We start from the raw sequence: 26109 nt of genomic DNA on the forward strand, positions 1-26109 counted from the left end.
AGTGCGCTCGTCACTCGCGCTCATCGCCACCGCCGGCCTGGTCGCCGTCGCCCTGTCCGGCTGCGCCACCGCGCCCGCGCCCGACGCGGCGCCGGGGCAGTCGTCCGACGCCGTCGTGGTGAAGGGCGACTTCGGCGCTGAGCCCCGCGTGGAGTTCCCCACGCCGCTCGTGCCCGAGGAGACGCAGTGCACCGAGGTCATCGCGGGCGAGGGGGAGTACCTGCAGGAGGGGCAGCAGGCGCTCGTCGGCCTCGCGGTCTACAACGGCGCGACGGGCGAGGAGCTGCAGGTCGCGGGCTTCGGTGACGAGGACCCCATCTCGGTCACCAACTCGACGGCCATCCTGCCCGGCCTGCACAAGGCGCTGTCGTGCGCGAAGGTCGGCTCCCGCGTCGCGGTCGTCGTTCCGCCGGCCGACGGGTTCGGCGAGGAGGGCAACCCGTCGCTCAACATCTCGCCCGACGACAGCCTCGTGCTCGTCGTCGACGTGGACCGCGCGTTCCCGTCGCGAGCCGACGGTGCGCCGCGCCTCAGCCGCGACGGCTTCCCGGCGGTCGTGCTCGCGCCCGACGGCCGACCCGGCATCACGGTGCCCGACAACGACCCGCCCGCGAAGGACCACACCGAGGTCGAGGTCCTGAAGCAGGGCAACGGCGAGACGATCGAAGACGGCGACTCGGTCGTCGTGCAGTACACGGGCGTGCTCTGGGACGGCGGCACGGTGTTCGACTCCACGTGGGAGAACGGCGCCCCGGCAACGTTCGTCGTGACGAAGGGCGACGACGCCCAGGTCATCCCGGGCTTCGCGGATGCCCTCATCGGGCAGCAGGTGGGCTCGCAGGTCGGCGTCATCATCCCGCCGTCCGAAGGCTACGGCGAGCAGGGGAACTCCCAGATCCCGGCGAATTCCACGCTCTTCTTCGTGATCGACGTCCTGGGCGTGATCTGAGCCGGCGACGGCGGCCTGACGCCGCCCGCGGTTCAGTATGATCGCTCGTGTGGCTGGTGGAGGACGAACGGGCGAGCAGCGGATCCCCGTCGAAGATCGGCTCTTCAGCCTCGTGCTCGCGCTCCTCGCGACCGAGACCGGGCTGCTGAAGTCCGAGATCCTCTCGACCGTGCGCGGCTACGCCGAGCGGTACGACGAGTCCGGCCAGAACGCCAACCTCGAGCGGCAGTTCGAGCGAGACAAGGACGACATCCGCGAGCTCGGCATCCCGCTCGAGACCGTGGAGTCGCCCGACCGCCCCGGCGACAACCAGGCCCTGCGCTACCGCATCCCGAAGGGCCAGTACGACCTGCCCGACGAGGTGCGGTTCACTCCCGACGAGCTCGCACTGCTGGGCCTCGCCGCCGAGGTCTGGCGCGAGGCGTCCCTCTCGGCCGACTCGCAGCGCGCGCTCACCAAGTTGCGCTCGCTCGGCATCGAGCCGCGCGAACCGGTCATCGGCTACGCACCCCGACTTCGGGTGCGGGATGCCGCGTTCGAGCCGCTGCGCCAGGCCCTCGACCGCCGGCAGGTCGTGCGCTTCCGCTACTTCAAGCCGGGCGAGGCCGCACCGCGCGAGCGCACGGTGAACCCCCTGGCGGTCGTGCTGCACGAGGGCCGCTGGCACCTGCACGCCTTCGACCGCGACGCGCAGGGCCCGCGCACCTTCCTGCTGTCGCGCATCGTCGGCGCCGTCGAGCCGGTGCCGGGCCTCACGTTCGACGCGCCGCCGCCCGGCATCCAGGACCGCATCCTCGCCGAGCTCGACGAGCTGCGGCTCCAGAACGCCGCCGACCTCGCGGTCACGGCGGGCAGCGACGCCGAGGTGCGCCTCGGCAAGCGGGCGGTGCTGCGCGACGAGGACGCCGGGGTCATCCGGCTGCATTACACGGATGCCGCGGTCTTCGCCGACGAGATCGCCGCCTACGGCCCCGAAGTGCGCGTCATCGGTCCCGCGCCGCTGCGCGAGGCGGTACGCGTCCGGCTGGAGGCGGTCGTGGCCGCGCACCGGAACGGGGGAGTCGCGTGATGGCGAAGCGCCAGAAGCCGCTCAAGGCGCCCGACAAGCTCGTCTTCCTGCTCTCGTTCGTGCCGTACCTGCTCGAGCGGCGTGTCGTCGACGTCTCCGAGGCGGCGCAGCACTTCGGCATGACCGAGGAGGAGATCCGCGACGCCGTGCGGCTCATCGCGACCTCCGGACTGCCGGGGGAGACCGGCACGTACCAGCCGAACGACCTGTTCGACATCGACTGGGACTCGTTCGAGGAGGACGACGTCGTCATCGTCGTGCACCACGTCGCGATCGACGACGCGCCGCGGCTCTCCGCGCGCGAGGCGGCCGCGCTCATCGCCGGGCTGCAGTACCTCTCGGCCTCGCCCGAGAACGCCGGCAGCGCGTCGCTCGCCTCGCTCATGGCGAAGCTGACCGCGGGTGCCTCGGCCGCGCCGAGCCGGCTCGCCGTCGCCGAGACCGAGGCCGACGCGTCGCTCGCGCTGATCCGCGAGGCGGTGGCCGAGGGCCGACAGCTCGAGTTCGACTACCTCAACGCCAGGGGCGAGCGGGGCCGCCGCCGTGCCGATCCGCTGCGGATCATCTCGCAGGACGCGGACTGGTACCTGCAGGCGTACTGCCACACGCGAGAGGACGTGCGGAACTTCCGCGTCGACCGCATGAGCGACCTCGTGCTCACCGACGAGCCGATCGGCGACCACTCGGGTCGCGCGGTGCCCGACACCCTGTTCCAGGGCTCGGAGTCCGACCTCGACGTCATCGTCGACGTCGAGCCGTCTGCGCTGCCCCTGCTCGCGGACTACCTCGCGGACTCGAGCACGCGCGAGATCGACGGGCGCCTGCGCGTCACGCTGCGGCTCGCGCACGTCCACGGGCTGAAGCGCCTCGTCGCGGGCCTGCCCGGCCTCGTGACGGTCGTCGCCCCGGCCGAGGCGCGCGCGGCGGTCGCCGAGTGGGCCGCCGCCGGCCTCGCGGGCTACGGCGACCGCGAGGCATCCGCCGGCCCCCGCTGACGCACTGCTGGAGCGACGCGCGTCGGGCGGGCGGGGGAGCCGCTCGGACCGCGATTGTCTCGCATAGGGGGTTCGGCAGGTAGACTGGCCGCACGATCCCCCCGAGAACGGACGAACACCTATGTGGCAAGGCTTCACTGGTTGGCACGCGCTGATCATCCTCGTGGTCATCCTGCTGCTCTTCGGCGCGCCGAAGCTCCCGGCGCTCGCCCGCAGCCTCGGGCAGTCGATGAAGATCCTCAAGAGCGAGGTCCGTCCCGAGAAGGACGGAGCGGCGACTGACGCGGAGGCGGCCGACGGCACCACGTCGAGCACCACCGCGACGAGCACTCCGGCGACGTCCGACGTCGCGGGCGGCCAGGCCAAGACCGACGAGGCCGATACCGGCAAGAGCCGCTGACCCCGATGTCCGCGGTGAAGGATCGCGGGGAGAAGAACCGCGAGAAGCGGATGTCGCTGGGCGCGCATCTCATCGAGCTGCGCAAGCGCCTCTTCATCTCGGCCATCGCCATCGTCGTCGGCATGGCGCTCGGATGGTGGCTGACCGACGCCTTCGTCTGGCAGGCCATCCAGGAGCCGGTCGAGCGGGTCGCCGAGGCGCAGGGCAGCGACACGGCGATCATCTTCCCGACGATCTCGAGCGCGTTCGACCTGCGCCTGCAGATCGCGTTCACGCTGGGCATCGTGATCTCGGCCCCCGTCTGGCTGTACCAGATCTTCGCATTCCTCGTGCCCGGGCTGAACACGCGCGAGCGCAAGTTCACCCTGGCGTTCTTCGCCACCGCCATCCCGCTCTTCTTCGCCGGCTGCGCGGCCGGGTGGTTCGTGCTGCCGAACATCGTGAAGCTCATGACGAGCTTCGTGCCCGACGGCGCCGAGTCCCTGCTCACGGCGAAGGAGTACATCGACTTCGTCCTGAAGCTCGTCGTGGCGATCGGCATCGCATTCGTCGTGCCGGTGTTCATCGTGCTGCTGAACTTCGCGGGCATCATCAGTGCGAAGGCGATCATCAAGTCGTGGCGCGTGGCGATCCTCGTGATCGTGCTGTTCACGGCCATCGCGACACCCTCGGCCGACATCATCTCGATGTTCATGCTCGCGATCCCGATGATCGCGCTGTACTTCGGCGCGTGGTTCATCGCGCACCTGCACGACCGCCGTGTCGAGCGCCGCAACCGCGTGGAGTTCGGAGCCGCTGTCTAGGCTGGAGGGGTGGAGACCCTTTCCCCGGCCGAGCGGTACGCGATCTCGCGTGAGCAGCGCCGCAAGCCCCGCCTCGCCGAGTTCGCCTCACGACTGAAGTTCGACCTCGACCCGTTCCAGCAGGCCGCATGCGCCGCGCTCGACGAGGGCCGCAGCGTCCTCGTCGCCGCGCCGACGGGCGCAGGCAAGACCGTGGTCGCCGAGTTCGCGGTGTTCCTCGCCATGCAGGAGCCGAAGGCGAAGGTCTTCTACACGACCCCGATCAAGGCGCTCAGCAACCAGAAGTTCCAGGAGCTCGCCGACGAGTGGGGCGCCGACCAGGTGGGCCTGCTCACGGGCGACACGAACGTGAACTCGGGCGCGCGCATCGTGGTGATGACCACCGAGGTGCTGCGGAACATGCTCTACGCCGACTCGCCGCTGCTCGACCGCCTCGCCTACGTCGTGATGGACGAGGTGCACTACCTCGCCGACCGGTTCCGCGGCGCGGTGTGGGAGGAGGTCATCATCCACCTCCCCGAGGCGGTGCGACTCGTCTCGCTCTCGGCGACCGTGTCGAACGCCGAGGAGTTCGGCGACTGGCTGCAGGCCGTGCGCGGCGACACCGACGTGATCGTCTCCGAGGAGCGTCCCGTGCCGCTCGAGCAGCACGTGCTCGTGAAGGGCAAGCTCCTCGACCTGTTCGACTCGTCGGGCCTCGCGGCCACGAACCGGGTCAATCCCGAGCTGCAGCGCCTGGCGCGCACCGGCGGACGGTCGATCTCGTCGCGCTCCGCACGCGGACGGCGCGGGAGCGACCGCGGCCGGTTCCACCAGCAGGGCCAGCCGAGCGGGCGCATCGAGCGCCCCGACGTCGTCGACCTGCTGCACGGCAAGCACCTGCTCCCCGCCATCGTGTTCATCTTCTCGCGGGCGGGCTGCGACCAGGCCGTCCGCCAGGTGCTCCGCTCCGGCATCCGGCTCACCGACACCGAGGAGCGCGACGAGATCCGCGCGATCGTCGAGGAACGGGCCCGGATGCTGCGGGACGAGGATCTCGCCGTGCTCGGCTACTGGGACTGGATCGAGGGCCTCCAGCGCGGCGTCGCTGCGCACCACGCCGGGATGCTGCCCGCCTTCAAGGAGGTCGTCGAGGAGCTGTTCCAGCTGAAGCTCCTGAAGGTGGTCTTCGCCACCGAGACGCTGGCGCTGGGCGTCAACATGCCCGCCCGGTCGGTGGTGCTCGAGAAGCTCGAGAAGTTCAACGGCGAGGCGCGCGTGCCGATCACGCCGGGGGAGTACACGCAGCTCACGGGCCGCGCCGGACGCCGCGGCATCGACGTCGAGGGCCACTCCGTCATCCAGTGGGCCGACGGGCTCGACCCCGAGGCGGTCGCCGCGCTCGCGTCGCGTCGCAGCTACCCGCTGAACTCGAGCTTCAAGCCGACCTACAACATGGCCGTCAACCTCATCGACCAGTTCGGACGCGAGCGCACGCGCCAGATCCTCGAGCTGTCGTTCGCGCAGTTCCAGGCCGACCGCGCGGTCGTCGACCTCGCGCGCACCCTCCGCAAGCAGGAGGAGTCGATGGCGGGCTACGACGAGGCCATGCGGTGCCACCTCGGCGACTTCGCGGACTACGCCGCGATCCGGCGACGCATCGGCGAGCTCGAGCGCCAGTCGTCCAAGGGCAATCCGACGCACGCGCAGCGCGAGCGGATGCAGCGCGAGCTCGTCGCGGTGCGCAAGCAGCTGCGGGCGCATCCCTGCCACGGCTGCGCCGAGCGCGAGCAGCACGCGCGCTGGGCCGAGCGGTGGTGGCGCCTCAAGCAGGAGCACGACCAGCTCTCGCGGCAGATCCGCACCCGAACCGGCCAGGTCGCGAAGCGGTTCGACCGCGTGACCGAGGTGCTCGAGCAGCTCGGCTACCTCGAGCGCGACGCGAAGGGATCGCTCGTCTCGACGTCGGCGGGCCGTATCCTGAAGCGCATCTACGGCGAACGCGACCTGCTCGTGGCCGAGTGCCTGCGACAGGGCCTGTGGGACGGCCTCGACGTGCCGTCGATCGCCGCGATGGCGGCTGCGCTCGTCTACGAGCCGCGCCGCGACGACCGCGGCGTCGACTACCGGATGCCCCGCGGCCGGTTCCGTGCGGCGTTCGACGCGACCACCGACGTGTGGAGCCGCCTCGACGACCTCGAACGCGACCACCGGCTCACGGGGAGCGACCAGCCGTCGCCCGCGCTGGCCCTCGCCATGCACGCCTGGGCGGGCGGTGCGGGCCTCGGCACCGTGCTCGACGACACCGACCTCGCGGCCGGCGACTTCGTGCGCCTGACCAAGCAGGTGGTCGACCTGCTCGACCAGGTCTCGATCGTCGCCGACGCCGAGCTCGGCGCGACTGCGCGGGCGGCGATCGACGCCGTGCGGCGCGGCGTGGTGGCCTACGGGTCGGTCGCGTGAACGGCCGGGATCGTCGCCTAGGCTGAGCTGGTGCCCGAGAACGACCCGCGTCCGCTGCTGCCGTTGTGGGTCGCACTCCTCGCCGCGATCGCCGGTGGGCTCCTCTACGACCTCGGGTTCCCGGGCGCCGGCATCTGGCCGCTCGCCTTCGTCGGGATCGCGCTCGCGCTCGTCAGCCTGATCGGCCGCAGCGGCTGGTCGGCCGCGCTCGTCGGCTTCGCGTTCGGCGTGGCGTTCTACCTGCAGCAGGTGTCGTGGACGGCGCTGTACCTCGGGCCGGTGCCCTGGCTCGCCCTGTCGATCTTCGAGTCGTTCTTCGTCGCGGGCGGCGCCGTGCTCATCACGCTCGCCTACCGCTGGGTGCCACGGGCGAGCTCATCGCGGTGGGTGCGCCTCATCTGGCTCCCGTTGCTCGTTGCGGGGCTGTGGTGCGTGCGCGAGGCGGCCACGGGCACCATTCCCTACGGCGGATTCCCGTGGGGCCGTGCCGCGCAGAGCCAGTCGGAGAGCCCGTTCGCCGATGTCGTGTCGTGGGTCGGGTCGACCGGCCTGTCGTTCATCATGGTCGCGCTCGTGGCCGGGGTCATCGAATGGGTGCGCCTGCGTGGCTGGCAGGACCTGCGCTCCGCGGTGCCGGTGGCGGCGCTGGCGCTCGTGGCGATCCTCGTGCCGGCGTGGCCGACCACGACGACGGGGGAGCTGCGCGTGGCGAGCGTCCAGGGCAACGGTCCGGCCGGGTACTTCGACGAGCGCGAACCCGGCGACGTGCTCGAGGCCCAGCTCGAGGCGACCGAGCCGATCCTCGACGAGCCCGACATCGACGTGCTGCTCTGGCCCGAGGGCGGGTCGGACATCGACCCGACACGCAGCCCCGACGTCGCAGACATCTTCGACGATCTCAGCGAGCAGCTCGACGCGCCCGTCGTGCTCAACACGGTGACCACGAACGGCGCGGAGTTCTTCAACACGTCGCTGCTCTGGCGCGCCGGTGAGGGCGCGGTCGCGAGCTACGACAAGCGCAACCCGGTGCCGTTCGGCGAGTACATCCCCGACCGCTGGTTCTACGACGCGATCGCGGGCGACCTCACCGGGCTCATCCAACGTGGCTACACCCCGGGCACGAACCCGCCGGTGTTCGACCTCGGCGACGCGGTGACGGGCCTGGCGATCTGCTTCGACGTGATCTACGACGAGCTCATCTGGGAGGGCGCGCGCGACGGCGCCGACCTCTACATGTTCCAGACGAACAACGCCGACTTCCGTGGCACCGACGAGAACCAGCAGCAGCTGGCGATCGCGCGCCTGCGCGCCATCGAGACGGGCCGGTCGGTCGTGAACATCTCCACGGTGGGCACGAGCCAGGTGATCGACCCGAGCGGGCGCACCATCGACGCGCTGCCGGCCTACGAGCCGGGCGCCATGGTCACCGACGTGGAGTTGCGCGAGGGCCTCACGCCCTCGGTCGTGCTCGGCGGCGCGGTCCCGCTGCTCATCGTCTCGGGATCGCTCGGCGGACTCATCGCCGCAGGCGTGATCACGCGACGTTCACGTCGCGAGGTCGTCGGGGAGGGTGACGGCGAGGGCTAGGCGCCGATCTTCTGCTGGCCGCGACGGGCTCGCAGGTAGGCGAGGCGCTCCTCGAGGAGCTCCTCGAGCTCGGCGCGGGTACGGCGCTCGAGCAGCATGTCCCAGTGGGTGCGGGCGACCTTCTCGCCCGAGCGATCGATCTCGACCGGCTTCGAGTCCACGAGCAGGGTCGCGGCGGCGCCGCAGTAGCGGCACTCCCAGGTCTCGGGGAGCTCCGCCTCGGTCGAGAAGGTCATCACGGTCTCGCGACCGCACGCCTCGCAGCGGTAGGTGTAGTCGGCACGGTCGGCGAAGACCACGCCGTCCTCACTCTGCAGGCTCTGGGCGCCGATACGCATGCCCCGAAGGCTCCGGTCCGCCATGGCGTACTCCTCTCGATCGTCTACAGGTATAAACGACCAAGCTGGGCATTCCCTTGCCACCGACTGGGGGATTGCCGGGGAATTCTCAGGTACGCGCCTCGACGAGGGGAAGGGCGAGGTCGGCGCGGTCGGTCACGAGGCCGTCGACGCCGAGGTCGAGCAGACGCGCCATGACCGCGGGGTCGTTCACCGTCCACACGTGCACCTCGAGACCGGCGCGGTGCGCACGCTCGACGAAGGCGCGCGTGACCACTCGGAGCGGCCCGACGCGCTCGGGCACCTGCAACGCCACGGCACCGCGAACGGCCCACGCCAGCGCCGCGGGGCCGAAGGGGGCGGCGATGAGGGAGCGGATGACTCCGGCACGGCCGGGCGAGCTCACGGCGTCGACGACGAGGCGCGCGGCGCGCCGCCGCCGGCCGTCGGTGAAGCTCGTGAGCAGCACGCGCGACCCCGCCCCCGTGCGTCGGAGCACGGCGACGGCGGGTGCGAGCGCGCCCTCCACCTTGATGTCGATGTTGAACCTCGTCTGCGGGAAGGCGTCGAGCGCCTCCTCGAGGGTGCAGTACCCCTGGCCGTGTCCGAGGTCGATCCGGCGCAGCTCGTCCATCGTGAGGTCGGAGACCCGGAGGTCATGCCCGGCCACGCGCCGCAGGCTCGGGTCGTGCGAGATCACGGCGACGCCGTCGTGCGACACGTGCACGTCGGTCTCGAGGTACGACGCCCCGATCTCGACCGCCTCCGAGAATGCGAGCATCGTGTTCTCGGGTGCGTCGAGCGCCAGCCCGCGGTGCGCCAGCACCCGCGGCGCGGGCGGATCGAGGTAGGTCGAGGCCACGCGGCTCAGTGTCGTTCGGGCGACGGCGCACCCGGCGGCCGGGTCGTCGAGGCATCCGTCGACCGGGTCGGTGCGGCATCCGTCGGCGCACCCGGCGGCGTGAACGCCGTGCCGATGCCCTTCAGCGCCTCGGTGAGCTCGCTGGGGATGATCCAGAGCTTGTTCGACGCGCCCTCGGCGAGCTGCGGCAGCATCTGCAGGTACTGGTAGCCGAGCAGCTTCGGGTCGGGGTCGCCCTTGTGGATGGCATCGAACACCGTGAGGATCGCCTCCGCCTCGCCCTGTGCGCGGAGCACCGCGGCCTTCGCGTCACCCTCGGCCTGGAGGATCGCCGCCTGCCGGGCGCCCTCTGCGGTGAGGATCTGCGACTGCTTGGTGCCCTCGGCGGTGAGGATGAGTGCGCGGCGGTCGCGCTCGGCGCGCATCTGCTTCTCCATCGAGTCCTGGATGGAAAGGGGCGGGTCGATCGCCTTCAGCTCGACGCGGGAGACGCGGATGCCCCACTTGCCGGTGGCCTCGTCGAGCACGACGCGCAGCTGGCCGTTGATGTTGTCGCGGGAGGTGAGCGCCTCTTCGAGGTTCAGCCCGCCGACGACGTTGCGCAGCGTCGTCGTCGTGAGCTGCTCGACGGCGCCGAGGTAGTTCGCGATCTCGTACGTCGCGGCCCGCGCGTCGGTGACCTGGAAGTAGACGACCGTGTCGATCGAGACGACGAGGTTGTCCTCGGTGATCACGGGCTGCGGCGGGAACGACACCACCTGCTCGCGCATGTCGACGAGCGGACGGAGCCGGTCGATGAACGGCACCAGCACGTTGAGGCCCGGCATGAGCGTCTTGTGGTAGCGGCCGAGCCGCTCGACGATGCCCGCGTAGGCCTGCGGGATGATGCGGATCGACTTCGCCAGCACGACGATGACGAAGATGACGATCGCCAGGACGACGACCGCGATGATGATGGTGCCGGCGTCGATCACTGCGGGGTGCTCCTCTCAACGGGCACGACGACGGCCGTCGCACCATCGATGCCCGTGACGAGCACGCGCTCGCCCACGGCGACATCCGCCTGCTCGGTGATGGGGGAGAGGCGCGCCGTCCACACCTCGCCGTTCTGGAGGCGGACCTGGCCACCCACGGGTGTCACCGTGCGCACGACCGCGCCGTCGGCGCCGATGAGCGCGTCGATGTTGCTGCGCGCGGGATCGCCGCCGCGCCTGAGCAGCCGCAGCAGCGACGGTCGGAGCGTGAGGATGAGGGCCACGGCCACCACCGCGGCGATGATGAACTGCGCCCACCACGGGATGCCGAACAGCCCTGAGAGCAGGCCGGCGACGCTGCCGAGCGCGAGCATGAGGAACGTCATCTCGAGCGTGAAGACCTCGATGGTCGCGAACACGAGGATCAGGACGAGCCAGACGATCCATGCGTACTGCGTCAGCACATCCAAGTCATGGTCTCCTTCGCACGCGTCCCCGCTTCGAAACTAGCAGGGCGGATGCCGCGACGGGTGAGTTGATAGTCTCGGTTCGGCGCATCGCCAGGACCCATCGGTCCGTCCCAGAAAGCCACGAGGAGTCCCCGCCGTGACCAACCCACTCGCCCCCGGATCGCTCGACGGTCGCGTCGCCCTCGTCACGGGCTCGTCGCGCGGGATCGGCGCCGACACGGCCCGCTACCTCGCGGCGGCGGGCGCCGCCGTGGTCGTCAACTACCGCAGCAAGGCGCCGCGCGCCGAGAAGGTCGTCGCCGACATCACCGAGGCGGGCGGCCGGGCGATCGCCGTGGGCGCCGACCTCACCGACCCGGCGTCCGTGGCCGAGATGTTCGAGCGCACCGTCGCCGAGCTCGGACCGATCGACATCCTCGTGCTCAACGCGTCGGGCGGCATGGAGACCGGCCTGGGCGGGGACTACGCCATGCGGCTCAACCGCGACGCGCAGGTCAACGTCGTCGAGGGCGCGCTGCCGCATCTCGCCGAGGGCGCGCGCATCGTCTTCGTCACGAGCCACCAGGCGCACTTCATCCGAACGACCCCGACCATGCCCGAGTACGAGCCCGTCGCGCTCTCGAAGCGGGCCGGCGAGGACGCGCTGCGGGCGAAGCTGCCCGAGTTCGCGGCATCCGGCATCGAGTTCGTGGTCGTGTCGGGCGACATGATCGAGGGCACCATCACCGCAACGCTGCTCGAGCGCGCCAACCCCGGTGCGATCGCCGCGCGCCGCGAGGACGCGGGCCGGCTCTACAACGTCTCGGAGTTCGCGGCCGAGGTCGCGTCCGCCGTCGCCGAGCCGATCCCGGCCGGCAACACCCGCTACGTGGGCGACACCTCGGGATTCGCACCCGAGGCCTGAGCCGCACGACACGAAGGCCGGTCGCGGAGCGCTGTGCGCTCCGGACCGGCCTTCGTCGTCGGATGCCGCGGCGCTATGCCGTCGCGGCCGCTCCGCCCGCGCCACGACCGAACGTGAACGCGCGCACGATCTGGATGATGCCGAGCACGATCAGCGCGATGCCCGCGATGACGAACAGCACGACGGCGCCCCAGAGCGGCGAGAACAGCACGATGATGCCGGCCACGACGCTCAGGATGCCGAAGAAGATCGTCCACCCGCGCGACGGCGAGTCGCCCGACTGGACGAGCGCCACGACGCCCTCGACGATCCACAGGATTCCGATCAGGATGCCGAGGAACACGGCCAGGGCCGCCGCCGCCGTCTGGACGTTGAACAGGGCGATGACGCCACCGATGAGGAACAGCAGGCCGAGGATGATGTCGAGCGTCCTGGCGCCGCCCGAGATGCCCTTGGAGAAGATGCCGAGGCCCAGGTAGGCGAGCCCGGCGATGACGAAGTAGATGGCCAGGATGACCGTGAGCACGAGCGCCGAGTTCTTCGGCCAGAACGTGATGAGGATGCCCACGATGAGGGCGATGACCCCGCTGATGCCGAGGGTCGCGCGGACGGTGTTGATGGCGGACTTCGACAGGTTCGCTGAGTCGAGCGAGAAGGCGGCGAAGACCGTACTGGACTGCGGCGTCGACATGGGATGTCCTTTCTGAGGCGACGACTGAGGGGCGTTGCAAGGGTCAGGCTATGCCTCGCCGGGACCTGAGCGTCGGATGTGAGTGCGCGCGTCCTCCCGTGTCGTCGCGTGACGGGGAGTAGCGATCAGCCCAGTCCGCGTGGCTCCTCGTGCCCGTCGTGGTCGGTCACGACGCCGCTGACCGGACGTCGCGACAGGTGCACGGCGCCAGCTTCGGGGCCCGTCGAGGTCGCCGCGTGCACGGCCTCGACCTCGTTCTCGACGGGGTACCCGGTGTGCAGCCGCACGGGCTCCCTGACGGTGCCGAGCCGCTTGGCGCGACGCGACGCGGCGAGGAGGTTCAGCGCCTCGACGAAGATCGCGAACGCCATCGGGCCGTAGATGAGCGCCTTGTCGATCTTCACCCCGAAGCCGTCGGCGATGAGGAACACGCCGATGAGCAGGAGGAACGCGAGGGCGAGCATCTTCACGGTCGGGTGGCGGTTGACGAACGTGAAGATGTAGCGCGCGGCGAACAGCATGAGCCCGAACGAGAGCACGACGACGGTGATGATGACGACGAGGTTCTCGGTCATGCCGACGGCCGTGATGACCGAGTCGAGCGAGAACACGAGGTCGAGCAGCAGGATCTGGAAGATCACGGAGCCGAAGGTCGCGCGTGCGGCACCGCCCGCGCCGTGCTCCTCGACGCCCTCGAGCTTCTGGTGGATCTCGTGCACCGCCTTGTAGACGAGGAAGAGCCCGCCCGCGATGAGGATGAGGTCGCGTCCCGAGAAGCCGATGCCGGCGATCACGAACAGGTCGGCCTTCAGCGTGATGATCCAGCCGGCGAAGAGCACGAGCAGCACGCGCATGAGCATCGCGAGCGTGAGGCCGAGGTTGCGCGCCCGCGCCTGCTGCTCCACCGGCAGCTTCGACGCGAGGATCGAGATGAAGATCACGTTGTCGACGCCGAGCACCACCTCGAGGACGAACAGCGTGAGGAAGACGGCGAGCAGGTCGGGCGTGAACTCGAGGGAGAACTCCATCCTCCATGCCTAGCGGATGCCGCGGAGTCGCGCCTCCACCGTGCGGATGACGTGCGACTCCGACGCGATCCGTCTCGGGTTCCGCGGCCTCCTCACGTCGCGTCGGGCTGGAGCCCCCGCCACCCACGGCGGACAGCACCGACGTGACCCAGCCGGCGGGTCCGCGCCGGGTGGGCATCGTCGGCGGGGCGTGGCACGATCGAGGGGTGAACAGCAGTCCCGCTGACGAGCAGCGCCTGCGAGATCTCGCGCTGCTGCGGCGCGTCCGCGACCGCATGGACCGGGAGTACGCCAAGCCGCTCGACGTCGACGCGCTCGCTCGCGGCGTGAACATGTCGGCCGGGCACCTGAGCCGCGAGTTCAAGCGCGCCTACGGCGAGTCGCCCTACAGCTACCTGATGACACGGCGGATCGAGCGCGCGATGGCGCTGCTCCAGCGCGGCGACCTCAGCGTCACCGAGGTGTGCTTCGAGGTCGGCTGCTCGTCGCTGGGCACGTTCAGCACACGGTTCACCGAGCTCGTCGGCGTGCCGCCGAGCGTCTACCAGCGCGAGGCGCGCCACCCGGTCGAGGGCGTGTCGTCCGTGATGGCCGGGGTGCCGTCGGTCATGGCGAAGCGGGTGGCGCGACCGGTCAGGAATCGAGAAGCGGCCGCCGGACGGCGGCAGTAGCGTGGCGCACATGGACATCACGATTCAGTACACGTTCCTCCCGCACACGGATCCCGAGGCGTCGCTCGGCTTCTATCGCGACGTCCTCGGGTTCGAGGTGCGCAACGACGTCGGGTACGAGGGGATGCGGTGGATCACCGTCGGCCCGAGCGGCCAGCCCGGCACCTCGGTCGTGCTCTATCCGCCGACCGCCGACCCCGGCGTCACCGAAGACGAGGGCCGCACGATCGCCGAGATGATGGCGAAGGGCACGTTCGCGAGCATCGTGCTCGCCACCGCCGACGTCGACGGCACGTTCGAGCAGGTGCAGGCGAGCGGCGCCGAAGTCGCCCAGGAGCCCATCGACCAGCCCTACGGCGTCCGCGACTGCGCGTTCCGCGACCCCGCCGGCAACATGGTCAGGATCCAGGAGCCCCGCTGAGCACTGCCGGCCGCGACTCGAGGTCCTGCACGGACGCCGTGCAGGACCTCCCGCATGGCACAGACCACGTCCACCGCATGGAGAACCGATGACGATCACCACGACCGAACACACGACGAACGGGTCGCACCCGGCCGACGGCCACGACCTCATCCGCGTGCAGGGTGCGCGCGAGAACAACCTCAAGGACGTCAGCGTCGCCATCCCCAAGCGCCGGCTCACCGTCTTCACGGGCGTTTCGGGCTCAGGCAAGAGCTCGCTCGTGTTCGAGACCATCGCAGCGGAGTCGCAGCGCATGATCAACGAGACGTACAGCGCGTTCGTGCAGGGCTTCATGCCGAGCCTCTCCCGGCCCGACGTCGATGTGCTCGAGGGACTGACGACGGCGATCATCGTCGACCAGGAGCGCATGGGCGCGAACGCCCGGTCCACGGTCGGCACCGTGACCGACGCGAACGCCCTGCTGCGCATCCTGTTCAGCCGCCTCGGGCGCCCGCACATCGGCTCGCCGCAGGCGTTCTCCTTCAACATCCCGACCGTCCAGGGGAGCGGCGCGATCACGGTGGAGGGCGGCGAGCAGAAGTCCATCGACTTCACCCAGCTCGGCGGCATGTGTCCCCGCTGCGAGGGCATGGGGACGGTCTCCGACATCGACCTCGGCCAGCTCTTCGACGCGACGAGGTCGCTGAACCAGGGGGCGATCACGGTGCCCGGGTACACGGCCGACGGATGGTCGACCCGCCTGTACGCGGAGTCCGGGTTCTTCGACGGCGACACCCCGGTGGAGCAGTTCACCGAGGCCGAGCTGCACGACTTCCTGTACAAGTCGCCGACGAAGGTGAAGATCAACGGCATCAACCTCACCTACGAGGGCCTCGTGCCCAAGGTGCAGAAGTCGATGCTCTCCAAGGACCTCGACGCCATGCAACCGCACATCCGCGCGTTCGTGGAGCGGGCGGTGACGTTCGCCGCCTGTCCCGAGTGCGGCGGCACGCGACTCGCGGAGGGCGCCCGCTCGTCCAAGATCGACGGCATCAGCATCGCCGACGCGTGCGCCATGCAGATCAGCGATCTCGCGGAGTGGGTGCGCGGCCTCGACCAGCCGACGGTCGCGCCGCTGCTCGCGAACCTGCAGCAGCTCATGGACTCGTTCGTCGAGATCGGGCTCGGCTACCTCTCGCTCGATCGCTCGTCGGGCACGTTGTCGGGTGGCGAGGCGCAGCGCACGAAGATGATCCGGCACCTCGGGTCGTCGTTGACGGATGTCACGTACGTCTTCGACGAGCCGACGGTGGGGCTGCACCCGCACGACATCCAGCGTATGAACGACCTGCTCCGGCAGCTGCGCGACAAGGGGAACACGGTCCTCGTCGTCGAGCACAAGCCCGAGGCGATCGAGATCGCCGACCACGTGGTCGACCTCGGCCCGCGCGCCGGCGCCGGCGGCGGCGAGATCGTGTTCGAGGGGACCGTCGACGAGTTGCGCCGGAGCGGCACGCTGACCGGCCGGCATCTCGACGACCGTGCCGCGCTCAAACCCTCGGTCCGCACGCCGTCGGGCGCGCTCGAGGTGCGCGGTGCCGACGCCAACAACCTCCAGGGCGTCGACGTCGACATCCCGCTCGGCGTGCTCACGGTCGTGACCGGCGTCGCCGGCTCGGGCAAGAGCTCGCTCATCCATGGTTCCGTGTCGGGCCGCGATGGCGTCGTCTCGATCGACCAGGGCGCCATCCGCGGGTCCCGCCGCAGCAATCCGGCCACCTACACGGGCATGCTCGAGCCGATCCGCAAGGCGTTCGCCAAGGCGAACGGCGTGAAGCCGGCGCTCTTCAGCGCGAACTCCGAGGGCGCCTGCCCCAACTGCAACGGCAACGGCGTCGTCTACACCGACCTCGGACCCATGGCGACCGTGTCGTCGGTGTGCGAGGTGTGCGGCGGCAAGCGGTTCGACGCGTCCGTGCTGGACTACCGGCTGGGCGGCCGCGACATCAGCGAGGTGCTGGCCATGTCGGTGGACGAGGCGGCGGAGTTCTTCGGCGCGGGCGAGGCCAGGATCCCGGCTGCGCACACGATCCTGCAGCGGCTCGCCGATGTCGGGCTCGGCTACCTCACGATCGGGCAGCCTCTCACGACCCTTTCGGGCGGCGAACGGCAGCGCCTGAAGCTCGCGGTGCACATGGGGGAGCAGGGCGGCGTCTACGTGCTCGACGAGCCGACGACCGGCCTGCACCTCGCGGACGTGGAGCAGTTGCTCGGCCTGCTCGACCGCCTCGTTGACGCCGGGAAGTCGGTGATCGTGATCGAGCACCACCAGGCGGTGATGGCGCACGCGGACTGGATCATCGACCTCGGGCCGGGCGCCGGTCACGACGGCGGGCGGATCGTGTTCGAGGGCACCCCCGTCGACCTGGTCGCCGCTCGATCGACCCTGACCGGCGAGCACCTCGCCGACTACGTGGGCGCCTGACCCGCGGTTCGGTGCACCGGCATGCGGCAGCCGAGGTGACACGCAAGGGAAGACAACGTCGCGAACTCGGAGCATACTGGCGGTCGGGCGCTGCCCGGGCGATCACGGGCGGGCCATTGCATCGGGGGAGGATGTCGTATGTCCAGGTATCGAAAGCTGCTGGCGGTCGGAGCGGGGCTCGGGATGCTGTTCGCCGGAGCCGTCGCGGCACCGGCTGCGGCCGACCCGCCGAGCGATCCCGAGGTCATCCGGGTGCAGATCTACTCCGTCCGGTACGAGGGGCTCTGGGCCAACGCCCGATTCAGCGGAGCGTGCCCGGCGGACTTCCCGTATCTCACCGACAAGAAGTTCTCGAACGACCGCATCCTCCCGCTGGGCGTGATCATCGACACGGCGCCCTCGGTCGCGACGCTCGTGGTGGCGACCTCGTCTGAGCGCCGGATCGAGGGGATGAAGGAGTTCGTCGCCGTCAAGTCCATCGAGGGCTCCTTCACGAACTGGTCCGTCGGCAGCGGAACGTTCACGGTCACGCTCGAGTGCACGAGCAACTGGAAGAAGGCCCGGATCGAGGGGTCGGATCGCTGATCCGGGCTCGTTCCTGGCCCCGAGCAGCGGAGTCGCGCATGAGCTGGCGTCTGGCGATCCACGCGGCGGTCGCGGCATCCGTGGCCGTCGTCGGGCTGACCGGCGCCGTCCCGCAGCCGAGCGCCGTCCCGCAACCGGGTGCGTTCATTCGCGTGACGCCGGGTGCGGTCGATGACGCCGTCAACGGCAACTGCTCACTGGTGGAGGCGATCATCGCAGCGAACACCGATGCGCCGCGCGACGCGTGCCGGGCGGGCGACGGTGCCGACACCCTGCAGGCGGCGGGCCGTTTCGTACTCACCGAAGTTCCCGCCGGCTCGTCGAGCCGAACGGGCCTGCCCACCGTCACGAGCGGCCTCACCATCGTCGACGCGAAGATCTCGAGAACCACGGATGCCCCGGCCTTCCGAATCCTCCAGGTTGCGAACGGGGGAGCGCTGACGATGCTGAACGGCAGCATCAGCGGGGGGAGTGCGGTCGACTGCCCCGATGGAGGTGCGGCGATCTGCGCCGGCGGCATCCTCAATCTCGGCACCCTGACGCTGGTCGACAGTCGCGTGTTCGAGAACACCGCGGCGGGCAGCGGATCGATCGTCGGCGGAGCCGGGATCGTCAACGGCGGCACGGCCTCGTTCATCAACTCGATCGTGCGCGACAACCTCGCCGCGGGTGACACCGCAGCGGTCGGCGGCGGCATCACGAACAACACCGGGGCGAGCCTGTCGCTCGTCAACAGCGCGCTCCGCGGCAATTCGTCGGTCGGTCCCACGGGTGGCGTCGCCGTCGGCGGTGGCCTCGCGAATTTCGGCACGGCGTCGCTCACCACCAGTCGCGTGCAGCACAACGCCGTCAGCGCGCCCGGGGGAACCGCCACCGGTGGCGGCATCTACCAGGAGAACGCGGTGACGACACTTCGGCTCACTCGCGTGAACGGGAACGAGCCGAACGACTGCCAGCCGGCGATCGCGGCCATCTGCGGGTGAGGGGATCGTCCGGAAGCGCTGGGCAAGCGCTTTCCCGCCGCCGCGGACACGGACAGGGGAGCGGGCGCCCTATCGTGGGAGACGTGACGGACTACGAGGTCTTGGAGATCGGCGGACTCGACGACTGGCGCACGCACCACGGCGGATTCCGACCCGAGAGCTCACGCAACGGCCGACGCGTCGTGGACCACGAGCTCACGATGCAGTACATCGGACTGACGGCGAACGCGCTCGAGCCCGGCGAGGAAGCCGGCTACTGGCATCGGCACGCCCGTGTCGAGGAGCTGTACGTCTTCCTCGCGGGCGACGGCCAGATGGGGCTCGACGACGAGGTCGTCGACGTGCACGCCGGCACGCTCGTGCGGGTCGGCCAGGGCGTCTGGCGCACGTGGCGCTGCGCGCCCGACGGTTCGGAGCAGCTGCGCTGGCTGTGCATCCGGGCAGGCGGAACCGAGCTGCCGGAGTTCCCGGATGACTCGGAGCGGGCCGTCGATCGCCCGATGCCCTGGTGAGGCGGGTCGCACCGATCCGTCTCGCCGACGCGGCTCGAGCGCGAGCAACTGATGTCCGGGTCGGTCACTGATCCGGAGGGCATCCGGATGCGCCGTGTCAAGCCCCGACGCGCGGCGTTGGCCGTGGCCGCGCGGCGCTTAGGATCGCCGTACCCGACACCCGCATCCGACCCCAGGAGGACCACAGTGCTCACTCGACTTCCGGCCGTGCTCGCAGGCGCGCTCCTCGCATCGACGCTGGCGGTCGCCGGCGGATCCGCCGCCATCGCCGACTCCGAGACGCCGTGCGCCGCCGAGCTCACCCAGCTCTCCAGCGACCTGTCCTCGGTGCCGATCACCGGCGGGAAGGTCGACAAGGAGCGCGCCGGGCTCCTGAAGATCGTCGGCGACACCGCGGCGCTCGCCGAGGCCGGCAAGACGACGGACGCCGTGGTCAAGCTGAGCAACCTTCAGGCGAAGGTCGACGACCTCGCAGCTGTCGAGCGGATCAGCACCGAGTCGGCGGAGCTGCTGACGACGGACACGGCCGACGCCACGCTGTGCCTGTCCAGCCTGTCCGGCTGATCCTTCGCTGCGGCTGGTGGGCAGCTGACATCGGCTCACGTGAACAAGCGCCGATAATGCACATTATGTCGGTTTAGCGTGCCGCCTGGGTCACGGACCGACGTCTCCGCGCGGGGCACGGCAAGCGACCTGGTCCTGTTCTTCTACGGCCGCATTCCGCTGGATTCGCTGGAGTTCGAAGGCGACCCTCGCATCTTCGATCAGCTCGCAGCCTGGGACCCGTCCGTGTGACAACCGACGACCTCCGATCCGTTCACGCCGTGGATGGGATCCCTGCTCGCCCGCTCCCCTCCGGGGAGAGCACGCGGTAGCGGAGGTGGGTCTCGCCGGCGAACGCCGAGGTCTCGAGGCGCTCCAGGTCGATGCGCTGTCCCAGGCCGGCGAACAGGGAGATGCCGCCGCCGAGCAGGATCGGCACGATGTCGAGGTGGAGCTCGTCGACGAGTCCACGTTCGAGGCACTGCCTCGAGATGCTGCCGCCCAAGAGGCTGACCCACTTGTCCCCCGCCGCCGCCTTGGCGGACTCGACCGCCTGCTCGATGTCGTCGACCACGAAGGTGTACGTGATGCCGTCCCGCTCCACGGGTTCGTGCGCGCTCCGGGTCATCAGGAACACCGGGACCTTCAGCATTCCCCCGTACGGCACTTCGCCGTCCTCGATGGTCTGCGTCCGGTTCGCTCCCCCGACCACCGCGCCGATCTCGTCCATGACCCGCCGTACGACCACTTCGTCCTCAGGAGCCGCCGGAACGTCGAACATCCAGTCGATCCCCCCATCCGCGTCGGCCATGAAGCCGTCGAGTGTCACGGTCGCGTGAACGATGACGCGTGCCATCACCCCTCCTTCCGTAGTGGTGAGTCAAGTGACTCACCACTTCGACTCTACCGAGCGTTTCGTGGTGAGTCAACCGACTCACCTCATGGCAGACTGGATCCATGTCACCCGAACCCTCGGCCTACCATCGACGGATCGCTGCGGCGAACCGCGTGGCGATCCTCGACGCGGCCACGGACCTGTTCCTCGAGTCGGGCTACGACCGGACCTCGCTGGCGCGGGTCGCGGAGCGCGCGGGAGTCTCCAAGGCGACGCTGTTCAAGCAGTTCCCGACGAAGGCCGCCCTCTTCGAGGCGACGGTGCTCGCGGCGGGTGACTCGCCCGACGAGACGATCGAGCTCCCGCCACCCGGAGCCTTCCATGCGGGTCTCGTCATGCTGGGCCGCGCGTATGCGGAGCTGCTGTCCAGGCCCCGCGTGGCCGAGCTCATCCGGACCGTGATCGCCGAGTCCCCCAGGTTCCCCGAACTGCGCGCGCGAACGTTCGACTTCGGAACCTTGCCCGTCCTCGCGGCGCTCGGTCGCTACTTCCGCGCGGAGAGCGCTGCGGGAAGCGCACAGGTGGATGACCCGGACATGGCGGCGACGCAGTTCCTCGGCATGATCGCCACCGTCGTCTTCTGGCCTCGCCTCGTGCACGTCGGTTGGTCGCTCACCCAGGCGGAGACCCAGCGGGTGGTGGACGAAGCGGCCCGGACGATGGTCGCGCGCTACGAGACGCGCGCCCCGCTCGCCTGAGCGGATCCGGCGCGCCATCGCACCGGATCCGCCCGCGCCTCAGCGCCAGAACTCGGCGACGCGGTCGGCGAGTGCCCGGCCCTGGTCGTATCCGGCCCGGGCCGCAGGCGGGCGCAACGTCGGATCCATCCCATTCGCGCCGAACAGGTGCTCGGCTGCGCGGTCGGGGACGATCGTCTCGACACCGCTCCCCCGTGCGCGCAACTCGTCGAGTTGCGTCGCGAGATGCGTGCCCCAGGATGCCGGCACCAGCGACCTGCCACCGAACGGCGACAAGACGAGCACCCGTGCGCATCCGCTCGCCAGGTCGGCATTCTCCGCGTTGGATCGGAAGCCGCCGTCGATGTACGCATGGCCGTCGACCCGATAGGCGGCGCCGCTGGAGCAGCTGGCGGCCACGGCATCCACGAGGTCGATGCCGCTGTCGCGATCGAACACGATCGGTGCGCCGGTCTCGGCATCCACCGCCGTGATCAGGATGCGTCGACCGGGCCACTCGGGACTGGGCAGGCGCGAGGCGACGGTCGCGCGCCACTGCGCCTGCCGGGTTTCAGGCGACGCTGCCTCCAGCTCGAGTGCCCTCGCACCCACCCTGCGACGCAGGTCGGCCTGATCCACGGCGGACGCGATAAGCGCCCGCAAGCGCTCGAGGTGATCCGCCACGGACCCGGCTGCGTTGCGTCCTCGGTCGGGTCCGCTCGGACCGGTCAGTGGCTGGACATCGGCGGCGAGGACGGCGGCGAGCAGTTCGGTCGGCGTCGCACCCGCGAACTGAGCCGCGGCCGTCGATCCGGCCGAGGTCCCGATCGTGAGGTCGGCGTCGGTCACGTCGATGCCGGCGTCGAACAGGCCGGCGACGACGCCGATGAGCCAGGCGTTGCCGGTCGATCCGCCGCCCCCGAGGACGAGCGCGGTGCGGGTGGGGCGTTCGGAGACGTCGTCGACGGTCGTCTCCGCGTGGTGCCGCAGGGAAGGATTCATGATCGTAGCTTTCTGGGAGAGCTTCGTTGCGCTCCCCGCGACGGCTACGTCAGTCGCGCGATCGTGAACTCGAAGGAGCGCCCGGAGTGGACGGTGCGTGCATCGGGCTCACCTCCTCGAATCGTGTCACGTTCGCCGAGCAGCCTATCGGCATCCGGCTACGCGCGCTCGGCCTCCGCCTCCTCGCGCGCCTCGCGTTGGGCCTCGCGCTCGGCCTCCTCGCGCGCCTGCCGCTCCTCGTACTTCTCGAGCCGCCGGCCGGTCGCGGGCATGCCGAACTCGTTGAGCGGTCCGTTCGAGAGCGGCTCGGGCAGCCGTTCGTCGGTCGGGCACTCCATGATGACGTTGCCGTTCGTCTCCTCGAACGCATGCTCGGAGATCGGCCGGCCGCACACCGGGCACGGACGGGAGCGCAGCTCCTGTTCGTCGACCGGCGGCGAGTCGTCGACGAGCGGTGTCGTCGTGAAGATGGGCTCGAGCGCATTGTCGACTCGGACGAAGAATCTTGAGAAGGCGTTGCCGTCGCCTGGGCGACCTGCCGCGTCGCGTGTCATGGGCCCGATGGTACGCCCGCTCCCCCGAGGCACGCCAGCATCCGCGCCGGCTCGTAGGGTGGTGGCATGCACACGGATGCCGCGAACCGCCCGGTCACGATCGTCACGGGCGGCAGCCGTGGCATCGGGGCCGCCATCGCCGAGCGGCTCGCCGCCGACGGCCACGACCTCGTGCTCACCTACCGCGACCGCGCGCAGGACGCCCAGGCCGTGCAGCGCGCCTGCGAGGCATCCGGCGCCCGCGTGCTGCTGATCCAGGTCGACCTCGCCGACCTGGATGCCGCAGCCACCGTCGTGCCCGAAGCCGTCGAGCACTTCGGTACCGTCACCGGGCTCGTGAACAATGCGGGCATCACCGGCCGGATCGGCGGGTTCCTCGACGGCTCGATCGACGAGTCCGAGCTGGTGTTCCGAATCAACGTGCTCGCCCCGATCGTGCTGACGCGGGCGGCGATCGCCCACATGGCCACCGACCGCGGCGGCGCGGGCGGCTCGATCGTCAACATCTCCTCGGGTGCCGCGACCACGGGCGCGCCGAACACCTACATCCCCTACTCCATGAGCAAGGCCGCGCTCAACGCGCTCACAACGGGTGCGTCGAAGGAGTTCGGACCGGTCGGCGTGCGCGTCAACACGGTCTCCCCCGGCACCACGCGCACCGAGATCCACGCGGCGGCCGGGCGCCCGAACGCGCCCGACGAACGTGCGCCCGGCATCCCGATGCGTCGCCCCGGCGAGGTGCACGAGGTGGCCGGCGCGGTCGCCTACCTGCTCTCGTCGGATGCCTCGTACACCTCGGGTGCCGACATCCGGGTCGCCGGCGGCAACTAGCAGAGAACGATCGTTCTCTTACGCGGGACGCGAGCTTCGCTCCCCTGCCCGCCGGCGGGTCAGGCCTCGCCGAACCCCGACTCGGCCAGCTCCGCGATCGCCGCGACCGCCGCGCCGCCCTCGGGATCGTCGCTCGCGATCTCGACCGTCGCACCCTTCGTGAGGCCGAGCGACATGATGCTGAGCAGGCTCTTCGCGTCCGTGCCGTTCACCGTGACACGTGGCCCGAACGTGCTCGCGAGCTTCACGAGCTCGGCCGCGGGGCGGGCGTGCAGGCCGTCGGCGTTCACGAGCGTCACGGTGCGAACATGCACATGACCGGATGCCCCGGCTGCACCGGATTCCGCGGCAGGCGTGGTCGCGCCGGCGCCCGTCGGCGCCTCGCCGCCTCCGCCGCCGCGCGCGGACTCCGCAGCGCTCACCACGTGCGCGAGGTCGTCGCCCGCTTCCGCCGCCACGGCCGCGGCGACCCCGCCCTCCACGAGCGGGGCGTCGACGATGCGCACGCGATCGCGCACCTCGTCGTCGAGGAAGTCCAGCGCCGTCTCGGTCGTGAGGATCGCCGAGCCCAGATCGCAGAGCACCACGACCCCCGCGCCCGAGTCGGCCTCGGCGATGCCCGAGCTCACGAGGTCGAAGCTCGTGCCGATGCGGCCGTCGTCGGTGCCGCCGGCGGCCACGAGGGCCGCCGACGGCGCCATCTGGCGAGCGAGCTCGACAAGCCCCTCCGCGATGCGCGCGGAGTGCGAGACGAAGACGACGCCGACCTTTCCCGGTGTCGCCACCCTCACGCCCCCGCCGAGGCGGAGGCCGCGTCGGCCGCGGCCTGCAGCAGCAGCGCGGTCGACTCTGCGCCGGGATCGCGGTGTCCGGCGGAGCGCTCGCCGAGGTAGCTCGCGCGGCCCTTGCGGGCGACGAGCGGCTCGGTGGCGATCGCGCCCTCACGGGCGGCGGCCGCCGCAGCCGCGAGGACCGCTGCGGCATCCGACCCGTTCGACGCCGCTGCGTCGGCCGCATCGACGGCGGGCGTCCAGGCGTCGACCATGGTCTTGTCGCCCGACTCCGCCTTGCCGCGCATCACGATGCCGTCGCGCGCCGCCGTGAGCACCGCGGCGATCGCGGAGCCGTCGAGCGACGTCTCGGATCCGGCGGCCACGGCGCCCTTCAGGTACGCGGTGCCGTAGAGCGGACCGGCGGCCCCGCCGACCGTCGAGATGAGCGTCGTCGCCACGAGCTTCAGGACATCGCCCGGGGTGGACCCGGCCGGCAGGTCGTCGAGCTTCGGAAGCACGGCCTGGAAGCCGCGATCCATGTTCTCGCCGTGATCGCCGTCGCCGATCTCCCGGTCGAGCGTGATGAGCTCGACCCGGTGCTCGGAGATCACGTCAGCGCTTCGCCTGACCCAGTCCACCGCCCAGGTGATGTCCAGACCCACGGATGCCTCCTTCTATCGTCCCCATCGGAGCGCAGCCGTCTGCACGGGCGCATCCCACAGTTCGATCATCTCGTCGTCGAGCTTCAGGAGCGTGATCGACATCCCCTGCATCTCGAGCGACGTGATGTAGTTGCCCACGAGCGACCGGGCGATCGTGATGCCCCGCTCGTCGAGCACCTCGGCCGCACGGCGATACGCGAGGTACAGCTCGATGAGCGGCGTGCCGCCCATGCCGTTGACGAACAGCAGCACGCGGTCGCCGCTCGAGTACGGGAGGTCGTCGAGCACGGGTTCGATGAGGCGGTCGACGAGGCCGTCGGCCGGTTCGAGCTTGATGCGCTCGCGTCCGGGCTCGCCGTGGATGCCGATGCCGATCTCGATCTCGTCCTCGGCGAGCGTGAAGCTCGGCTCGCCGGCGTGCGGCACGATGCAGGGCGTCAGGGCGAGGCCCATCGACCGTGCGTTGGCGTTGACGCGCTCGGCGAGGTCGGCGACCTCGTCGAGCGAGTCGCCGCGCTCGGCTGCCGCGCCCGCGATCTTCTCGACCAGCACGGTGCCCGCCACGCCGCGACGGCCGGCCGTGTAGAGGCTGTCCTTCACGGCGACGTCGTCGTTCGTGACGACCGCGCGCGCGGTGATGCCGTCGGCGGCCGCCAGGTCGGCCGCGGTCTCGAAGTTGAGCACGTCGCCGGTGTAGTTCTTCACGATGTGCAGCACGCCCGCACCGCCGTCGACCGCCTTGGTGGCGGCGAGGATCGGGTCGGGCGTTGGCGAGGTGAAGACGGCGCCGGGCACCGCGGCATCCAGCATGCCGAAGCCGACGTATCCGGCGTGGAGCGGCTCGTGTCCGCTGCCGCCGCCGCTGACGATGCCGACCTTGCCGGCGATCGGGGCGTCCGCCCGCACGACATGGATCGGATCCAGCTCGACGCGAATGATGTCGGCGTGGGCCAGGCCGAATCCGGCGACCGATTCGTCGACGACGCGCTTCGGATCGTTGATGATCTTCTTCACGGGCATC

The 26109-nt window shown here is 70.5% G+C and carries 29 protein-coding genes; 17 read left to right on the forward strand and 12 right to left on the reverse strand.

The genetic code is table 11. The annotated features are described in order from the left end of the window. Nucleotide 1 precedes the first annotated feature (1 nt). The 7 genes from FYC51_RS17325 to lnt all read left to right on the forward strand — a co-directional run bounded on the left by FYC51_RS17325 (nucleotide 2) and on the right by lnt (nucleotide 8245). Nucleotides 2–949, forward strand: a complete 948-nt coding sequence (locus tag FYC51_RS17325; RefSeq protein WP_148734998.1) for an FKBP-type peptidyl-prolyl cis-trans isomerase — start codon at nucleotides 2–4, stop codon at nucleotides 947–949. Nucleotides 950–998: 49 nt separating this feature from the next. Further along, the gene (locus FYC51_RS17330; RefSeq protein ID WP_238476437.1) at nucleotides 999–2018 is read left to right on the forward strand and encodes a helix-turn-helix transcriptional regulator; all 1020 of its coding nucleotides are present in this window, start codon (nucleotides 999–1001) and stop codon (nucleotides 2016–2018) included. Continuing rightward, a complete protein-coding gene (locus tag FYC51_RS17335; RefSeq protein WP_148735000.1) occupies nucleotides 2018–3013 on the forward strand; it encodes a helix-turn-helix transcriptional regulator in 996 nt (331 codons plus the stop codon). The genes FYC51_RS17330 and FYC51_RS17335 overlap by 1 nt, the downstream gene beginning before the upstream one ends. A gap of 121 nt (nucleotides 3014–3134) precedes the next feature. Then, a complete protein-coding gene (gene tatA, locus FYC51_RS17340) occupies nucleotides 3135–3413 on the forward strand; it encodes a Sec-independent protein translocase subunit TatA (RefSeq protein ID WP_148735001.1) in 279 nt (92 codons plus the stop codon). 50 nt (nucleotides 3414–3463) lie between these two features. Further along, complete coding sequence (gene tatC, locus FYC51_RS17345) at nucleotides 3464–4216, forward strand: twin-arginine translocase subunit TatC (RefSeq protein ID WP_148735385.1); 753 nt, start codon at nucleotides 3464–3466, stop codon at nucleotides 4214–4216. Between the two features lie 9 nt (nucleotides 4217–4225). Continuing rightward, nucleotides 4226–6658: a DEAD/DEAH box helicase gene (locus FYC51_RS17350; RefSeq protein WP_148735002.1), complete on the forward strand. Its 2433-nt coding sequence runs from the start codon at nucleotides 4226–4228 to the stop codon at nucleotides 6656–6658. 30 nt (nucleotides 6659–6688) lie between these two features. Beyond that, entirely contained in the window at nucleotides 6689–8245 is a 1557-nt protein-coding gene (gene lnt, locus FYC51_RS17355) for an apolipoprotein N-acyltransferase (protein WP_148735003.1), read from the forward strand. On the opposite strand, the gene FYC51_RS17360 is transcribed toward lnt, so the two are convergent. From FYC51_RS17360 to FYC51_RS17375, 4 genes are all read right to left on the reverse strand, one after another. Then, nucleotides 8242–8607, reverse strand: coding sequence for an RNA polymerase-binding protein RbpA (locus tag FYC51_RS17360; RefSeq protein ID WP_148735004.1), 366 nt, complete (start codon nucleotides 8605–8607; stop codon nucleotides 8242–8244). The genes lnt and FYC51_RS17360 overlap by 4 nt on opposite strands. Before the next feature lie 85 nt (nucleotides 8608–8692). Then, nucleotides 8693–9445, reverse strand: coding sequence for a glycerophosphodiester phosphodiesterase family protein (locus FYC51_RS17365; protein ID WP_238476438.1), 753 nt, complete (start codon nucleotides 9443–9445; stop codon nucleotides 8693–8695). 5 nt (nucleotides 9446–9450) lie between these two features. After that, a complete protein-coding gene (locus FYC51_RS17370; RefSeq protein ID WP_148735006.1) occupies nucleotides 9451–10419 on the reverse strand; it encodes an SPFH domain-containing protein in 969 nt (322 codons plus the stop codon). Next, nucleotides 10416–10883 (reverse strand): NfeD family protein, encoded by a 468-nt coding sequence (locus FYC51_RS17375; protein ID WP_238476484.1) that lies wholly within the window; start codon nucleotides 10881–10883, stop codon nucleotides 10416–10418. Before FYC51_RS17375 ends, FYC51_RS17370 begins: the two co-directional genes overlap by 4 nt. 142 nt (nucleotides 10884–11025) lie before the next feature. On the opposite strand from FYC51_RS17375, the gene FYC51_RS17380 reads away from it, so the two are divergent. Continuing rightward, entirely contained in the window at nucleotides 11026–11793 is a 768-nt protein-coding gene (locus tag FYC51_RS17380) for an SDR family oxidoreductase (protein WP_148735008.1), read from the forward strand. A gap of 73 nt (nucleotides 11794–11866) precedes the next feature. On the opposite strand, the gene FYC51_RS17385 is transcribed toward FYC51_RS17380, so the two are convergent. Continuing rightward, nucleotides 11867–12484, reverse strand: coding sequence for an HdeD family acid-resistance protein (locus FYC51_RS17385; protein WP_148735009.1), 618 nt, complete (start codon nucleotides 12482–12484; stop codon nucleotides 11867–11869). Nucleotides 12485–12609: 125 nt separating this feature from the next. Next, complete coding sequence (locus tag FYC51_RS17390; protein ID WP_148735010.1) at nucleotides 12610–13512, reverse strand: TerC family protein; 903 nt, start codon at nucleotides 13510–13512, stop codon at nucleotides 12610–12612. 206 nt (nucleotides 13513–13718) lie between these two features. On the opposite strand from FYC51_RS17390, the gene FYC51_RS17395 reads away from it, so the two are divergent. The 7 genes from FYC51_RS17395 to FYC51_RS17425 all read left to right on the forward strand — a co-directional run bounded on the left by FYC51_RS17395 (nucleotide 13719) and on the right by FYC51_RS17425 (nucleotide 19715). After that, nucleotides 13719–14183, forward strand: a complete 465-nt coding sequence (locus tag FYC51_RS17395) for a helix-turn-helix transcriptional regulator (RefSeq protein WP_148735011.1) — start codon at nucleotides 13719–13721, stop codon at nucleotides 14181–14183. Nucleotides 14184–14193: 10 nt separating this feature from the next. Beyond that, the gene (locus FYC51_RS17400) at nucleotides 14194–14604 is read left to right on the forward strand and encodes a VOC family protein (protein WP_148735012.1); all 411 of its coding nucleotides are present in this window, start codon (nucleotides 14194–14196) and stop codon (nucleotides 14602–14604) included. Nucleotides 14605–14692: 88 nt separating this feature from the next. Then, nucleotides 14693–17071 carry an ATP-binding cassette domain-containing protein gene (locus FYC51_RS17405; RefSeq protein ID WP_148735013.1) on the forward strand — a complete coding sequence of 793 codons (2379 nt, stop codon included), beginning with the start codon at nucleotides 14693–14695 and terminating at the stop codon, nucleotides 17069–17071. A 138-nt stretch (nucleotides 17072–17209) separates the two neighbouring features. After that, nucleotides 17210–17656 carry a hypothetical protein gene (locus FYC51_RS17410; protein WP_148735014.1) on the forward strand — a complete coding sequence of 149 codons (447 nt, stop codon included), beginning with the start codon at nucleotides 17210–17212 and terminating at the stop codon, nucleotides 17654–17656. A gap of 38 nt (nucleotides 17657–17694) precedes the next feature. Next, nucleotides 17695–18639: a hypothetical protein gene (locus FYC51_RS17415; protein WP_148735015.1), complete on the forward strand. Its 945-nt coding sequence runs from the start codon at nucleotides 17695–17697 to the stop codon at nucleotides 18637–18639. Nucleotides 18640–18722: 83 nt separating this feature from the next. After that, the gene (locus FYC51_RS17420) at nucleotides 18723–19151 is read left to right on the forward strand and encodes a cupin domain-containing protein (RefSeq protein WP_148735016.1); all 429 of its coding nucleotides are present in this window, start codon (nucleotides 18723–18725) and stop codon (nucleotides 19149–19151) included. Between the two features lie 186 nt (nucleotides 19152–19337). Further along, nucleotides 19338–19715 (forward strand): hypothetical protein, encoded by a 378-nt coding sequence (locus FYC51_RS17425; RefSeq protein WP_148735017.1) that lies wholly within the window; start codon nucleotides 19338–19340, stop codon nucleotides 19713–19715. Between the two features lie 253 nt (nucleotides 19716–19968). Here FYC51_RS17425 and FYC51_RS17435 read toward each other — a convergent pair whose 3' ends face one another. Then, nucleotides 19969–20550 carry a dihydrofolate reductase family protein gene (locus tag FYC51_RS17435; protein ID WP_148735019.1) on the reverse strand — a complete coding sequence of 194 codons (582 nt, stop codon included), beginning with the start codon at nucleotides 20548–20550 and terminating at the stop codon, nucleotides 19969–19971. A gap of 152 nt (nucleotides 20551–20702) precedes the next feature. Here FYC51_RS17435 and FYC51_RS17440 point away from each other — a divergent pair, with 152 nt between their 5' ends. Next, a complete protein-coding gene (locus FYC51_RS17440; protein WP_238476439.1) occupies nucleotides 20703–21287 on the forward strand; it encodes a TetR/AcrR family transcriptional regulator in 585 nt (194 codons plus the stop codon). Nucleotides 21288–21326: 39 nt separating this feature from the next. Here the strand turns inward: FYC51_RS17440 and FYC51_RS17445 are convergent, their stop codons facing one another. Next, the gene (locus FYC51_RS17445) at nucleotides 21327–22268 is read right to left on the reverse strand and encodes a patatin-like phospholipase family protein (protein WP_148735021.1); all 942 of its coding nucleotides are present in this window, start codon (nucleotides 22266–22268) and stop codon (nucleotides 21327–21329) included. Nucleotides 22269–22426: 158 nt separating this feature from the next. After that, a complete protein-coding gene (locus FYC51_RS17450; RefSeq protein ID WP_148735022.1) occupies nucleotides 22427–22822 on the reverse strand; it encodes a hypothetical protein in 396 nt (131 codons plus the stop codon). A gap of 66 nt (nucleotides 22823–22888) precedes the next feature. On the opposite strand from FYC51_RS17450, the gene FYC51_RS17455 reads away from it, so the two are divergent. Next, a complete protein-coding gene (locus FYC51_RS17455; RefSeq protein ID WP_148735023.1) occupies nucleotides 22889–23653 on the forward strand; it encodes an SDR family NAD(P)-dependent oxidoreductase in 765 nt (254 codons plus the stop codon). A 59-nt stretch (nucleotides 23654–23712) separates the two neighbouring features. Here the strand turns inward: FYC51_RS17455 and dhaM are convergent, their stop codons facing one another. From dhaM to dhaK, 3 genes are read right to left on the reverse strand one after another with little or no spacing between them, the layout of a single operon-like run. Continuing rightward, the gene (dhaM, locus tag FYC51_RS17460) at nucleotides 23713–24438 is read right to left on the reverse strand and encodes a dihydroxyacetone kinase phosphoryl donor subunit DhaM (protein WP_238476440.1); all 726 of its coding nucleotides are present in this window, start codon (nucleotides 24436–24438) and stop codon (nucleotides 23713–23715) included. Between the two features lie 2 nt (nucleotides 24439–24440). Then, on the reverse strand, nucleotides 24441–25088 hold the full coding sequence (gene dhaL, locus FYC51_RS17465) for a dihydroxyacetone kinase subunit DhaL (protein WP_148735024.1): 648 nt from the start codon (nucleotides 25086–25088) through the stop codon (nucleotides 24441–24443). 12 nt (nucleotides 25089–25100) lie between these two features. Further along, complete coding sequence (gene dhaK, locus FYC51_RS17470) at nucleotides 25101–26102, reverse strand: dihydroxyacetone kinase subunit DhaK (protein ID WP_148735025.1); 1002 nt, start codon at nucleotides 26100–26102, stop codon at nucleotides 25101–25103. Nucleotides 26103–26109: the final 7 nt, after the last annotated feature.

It is taken from the genome of Agromyces mariniharenae (assembly GCF_008122505.1).
Classification (GTDB): domain Bacteria; phylum Actinomycetota; class Actinomycetes; order Actinomycetales; family Microbacteriaceae; genus Agromyces; species Agromyces mariniharenae.

Excerpts from the sequence above, each read along its gene's own strand:
- FYC51_RS17385 (WP_148735009.1), bottom strand. The coding sequence starts at position 12,484 with ATGTCGACGCCGCAGTCCAGTACGGTCTTCGCCGCCTTCTCGCTCGAC.
- FYC51_RS17415 (WP_148735015.1), top strand. The coding sequence starts at position 17,695 with ATGAGCTGGCGTCTGGCGATCCACGCGGCGGTCGCGGCATCCGTGGCC.
- FYC51_RS17390 (WP_148735010.1), bottom strand. The coding sequence starts at position 13,512 with ATGGAGTTCTCCCTCGAGTTCACGCCCGACCTGCTCGCCGTCTTCCTC.
- FYC51_RS17445 (WP_148735021.1), bottom strand. The coding sequence starts at position 22,268 with ATGAATCCTTCCCTGCGGCACCACGCGGAGACGACCGTCGACGACGTC.
- FYC51_RS17400 (WP_148735012.1), top strand. The coding sequence starts at position 14,194 with ATGGACATCACGATTCAGTACACGTTCCTCCCGCACACGGATCCCGAG.
- tatA (WP_148735001.1), top strand. The coding sequence starts at position 3,135 with ATGTGGCAAGGCTTCACTGGTTGGCACGCGCTGATCATCCTCGTGGTC.
- FYC51_RS17450 (WP_148735022.1), bottom strand. The coding sequence starts at position 22,822 with ATGACACGCGACGCGGCAGGTCGCCCAGGCGACGGCAACGCCTTCTCA.
- FYC51_RS17410 (WP_148735014.1), top strand. The coding sequence starts at position 17,210 with ATGTCCAGGTATCGAAAGCTGCTGGCGGTCGGAGCGGGGCTCGGGATG.
- FYC51_RS17455 (WP_148735023.1), top strand. The coding sequence starts at position 22,889 with ATGCACACGGATGCCGCGAACCGCCCGGTCACGATCGTCACGGGCGGC.
- FYC51_RS17435 (WP_148735019.1), bottom strand. The coding sequence starts at position 20,550 with ATGGCACGCGTCATCGTTCACGCGACCGTGACACTCGACGGCTTCATG.
- FYC51_RS17335 (WP_148735000.1), top strand. The coding sequence starts at position 2,018 with ATGGCGAAGCGCCAGAAGCCGCTCAAGGCGCCCGACAAGCTCGTCTTC.
- FYC51_RS17360 (WP_148735004.1), bottom strand. The coding sequence starts at position 8,607 with ATGGCGGACCGGAGCCTTCGGGGCATGCGTATCGGCGCCCAGAGCCTG.
- tatC (WP_148735385.1), top strand. The coding sequence starts at position 3,464 with ATGTCGCTGGGCGCGCATCTCATCGAGCTGCGCAAGCGCCTCTTCATC.
- FYC51_RS17405 (WP_148735013.1), top strand. The coding sequence starts at position 14,693 with ATGACGATCACCACGACCGAACACACGACGAACGGGTCGCACCCGGCC.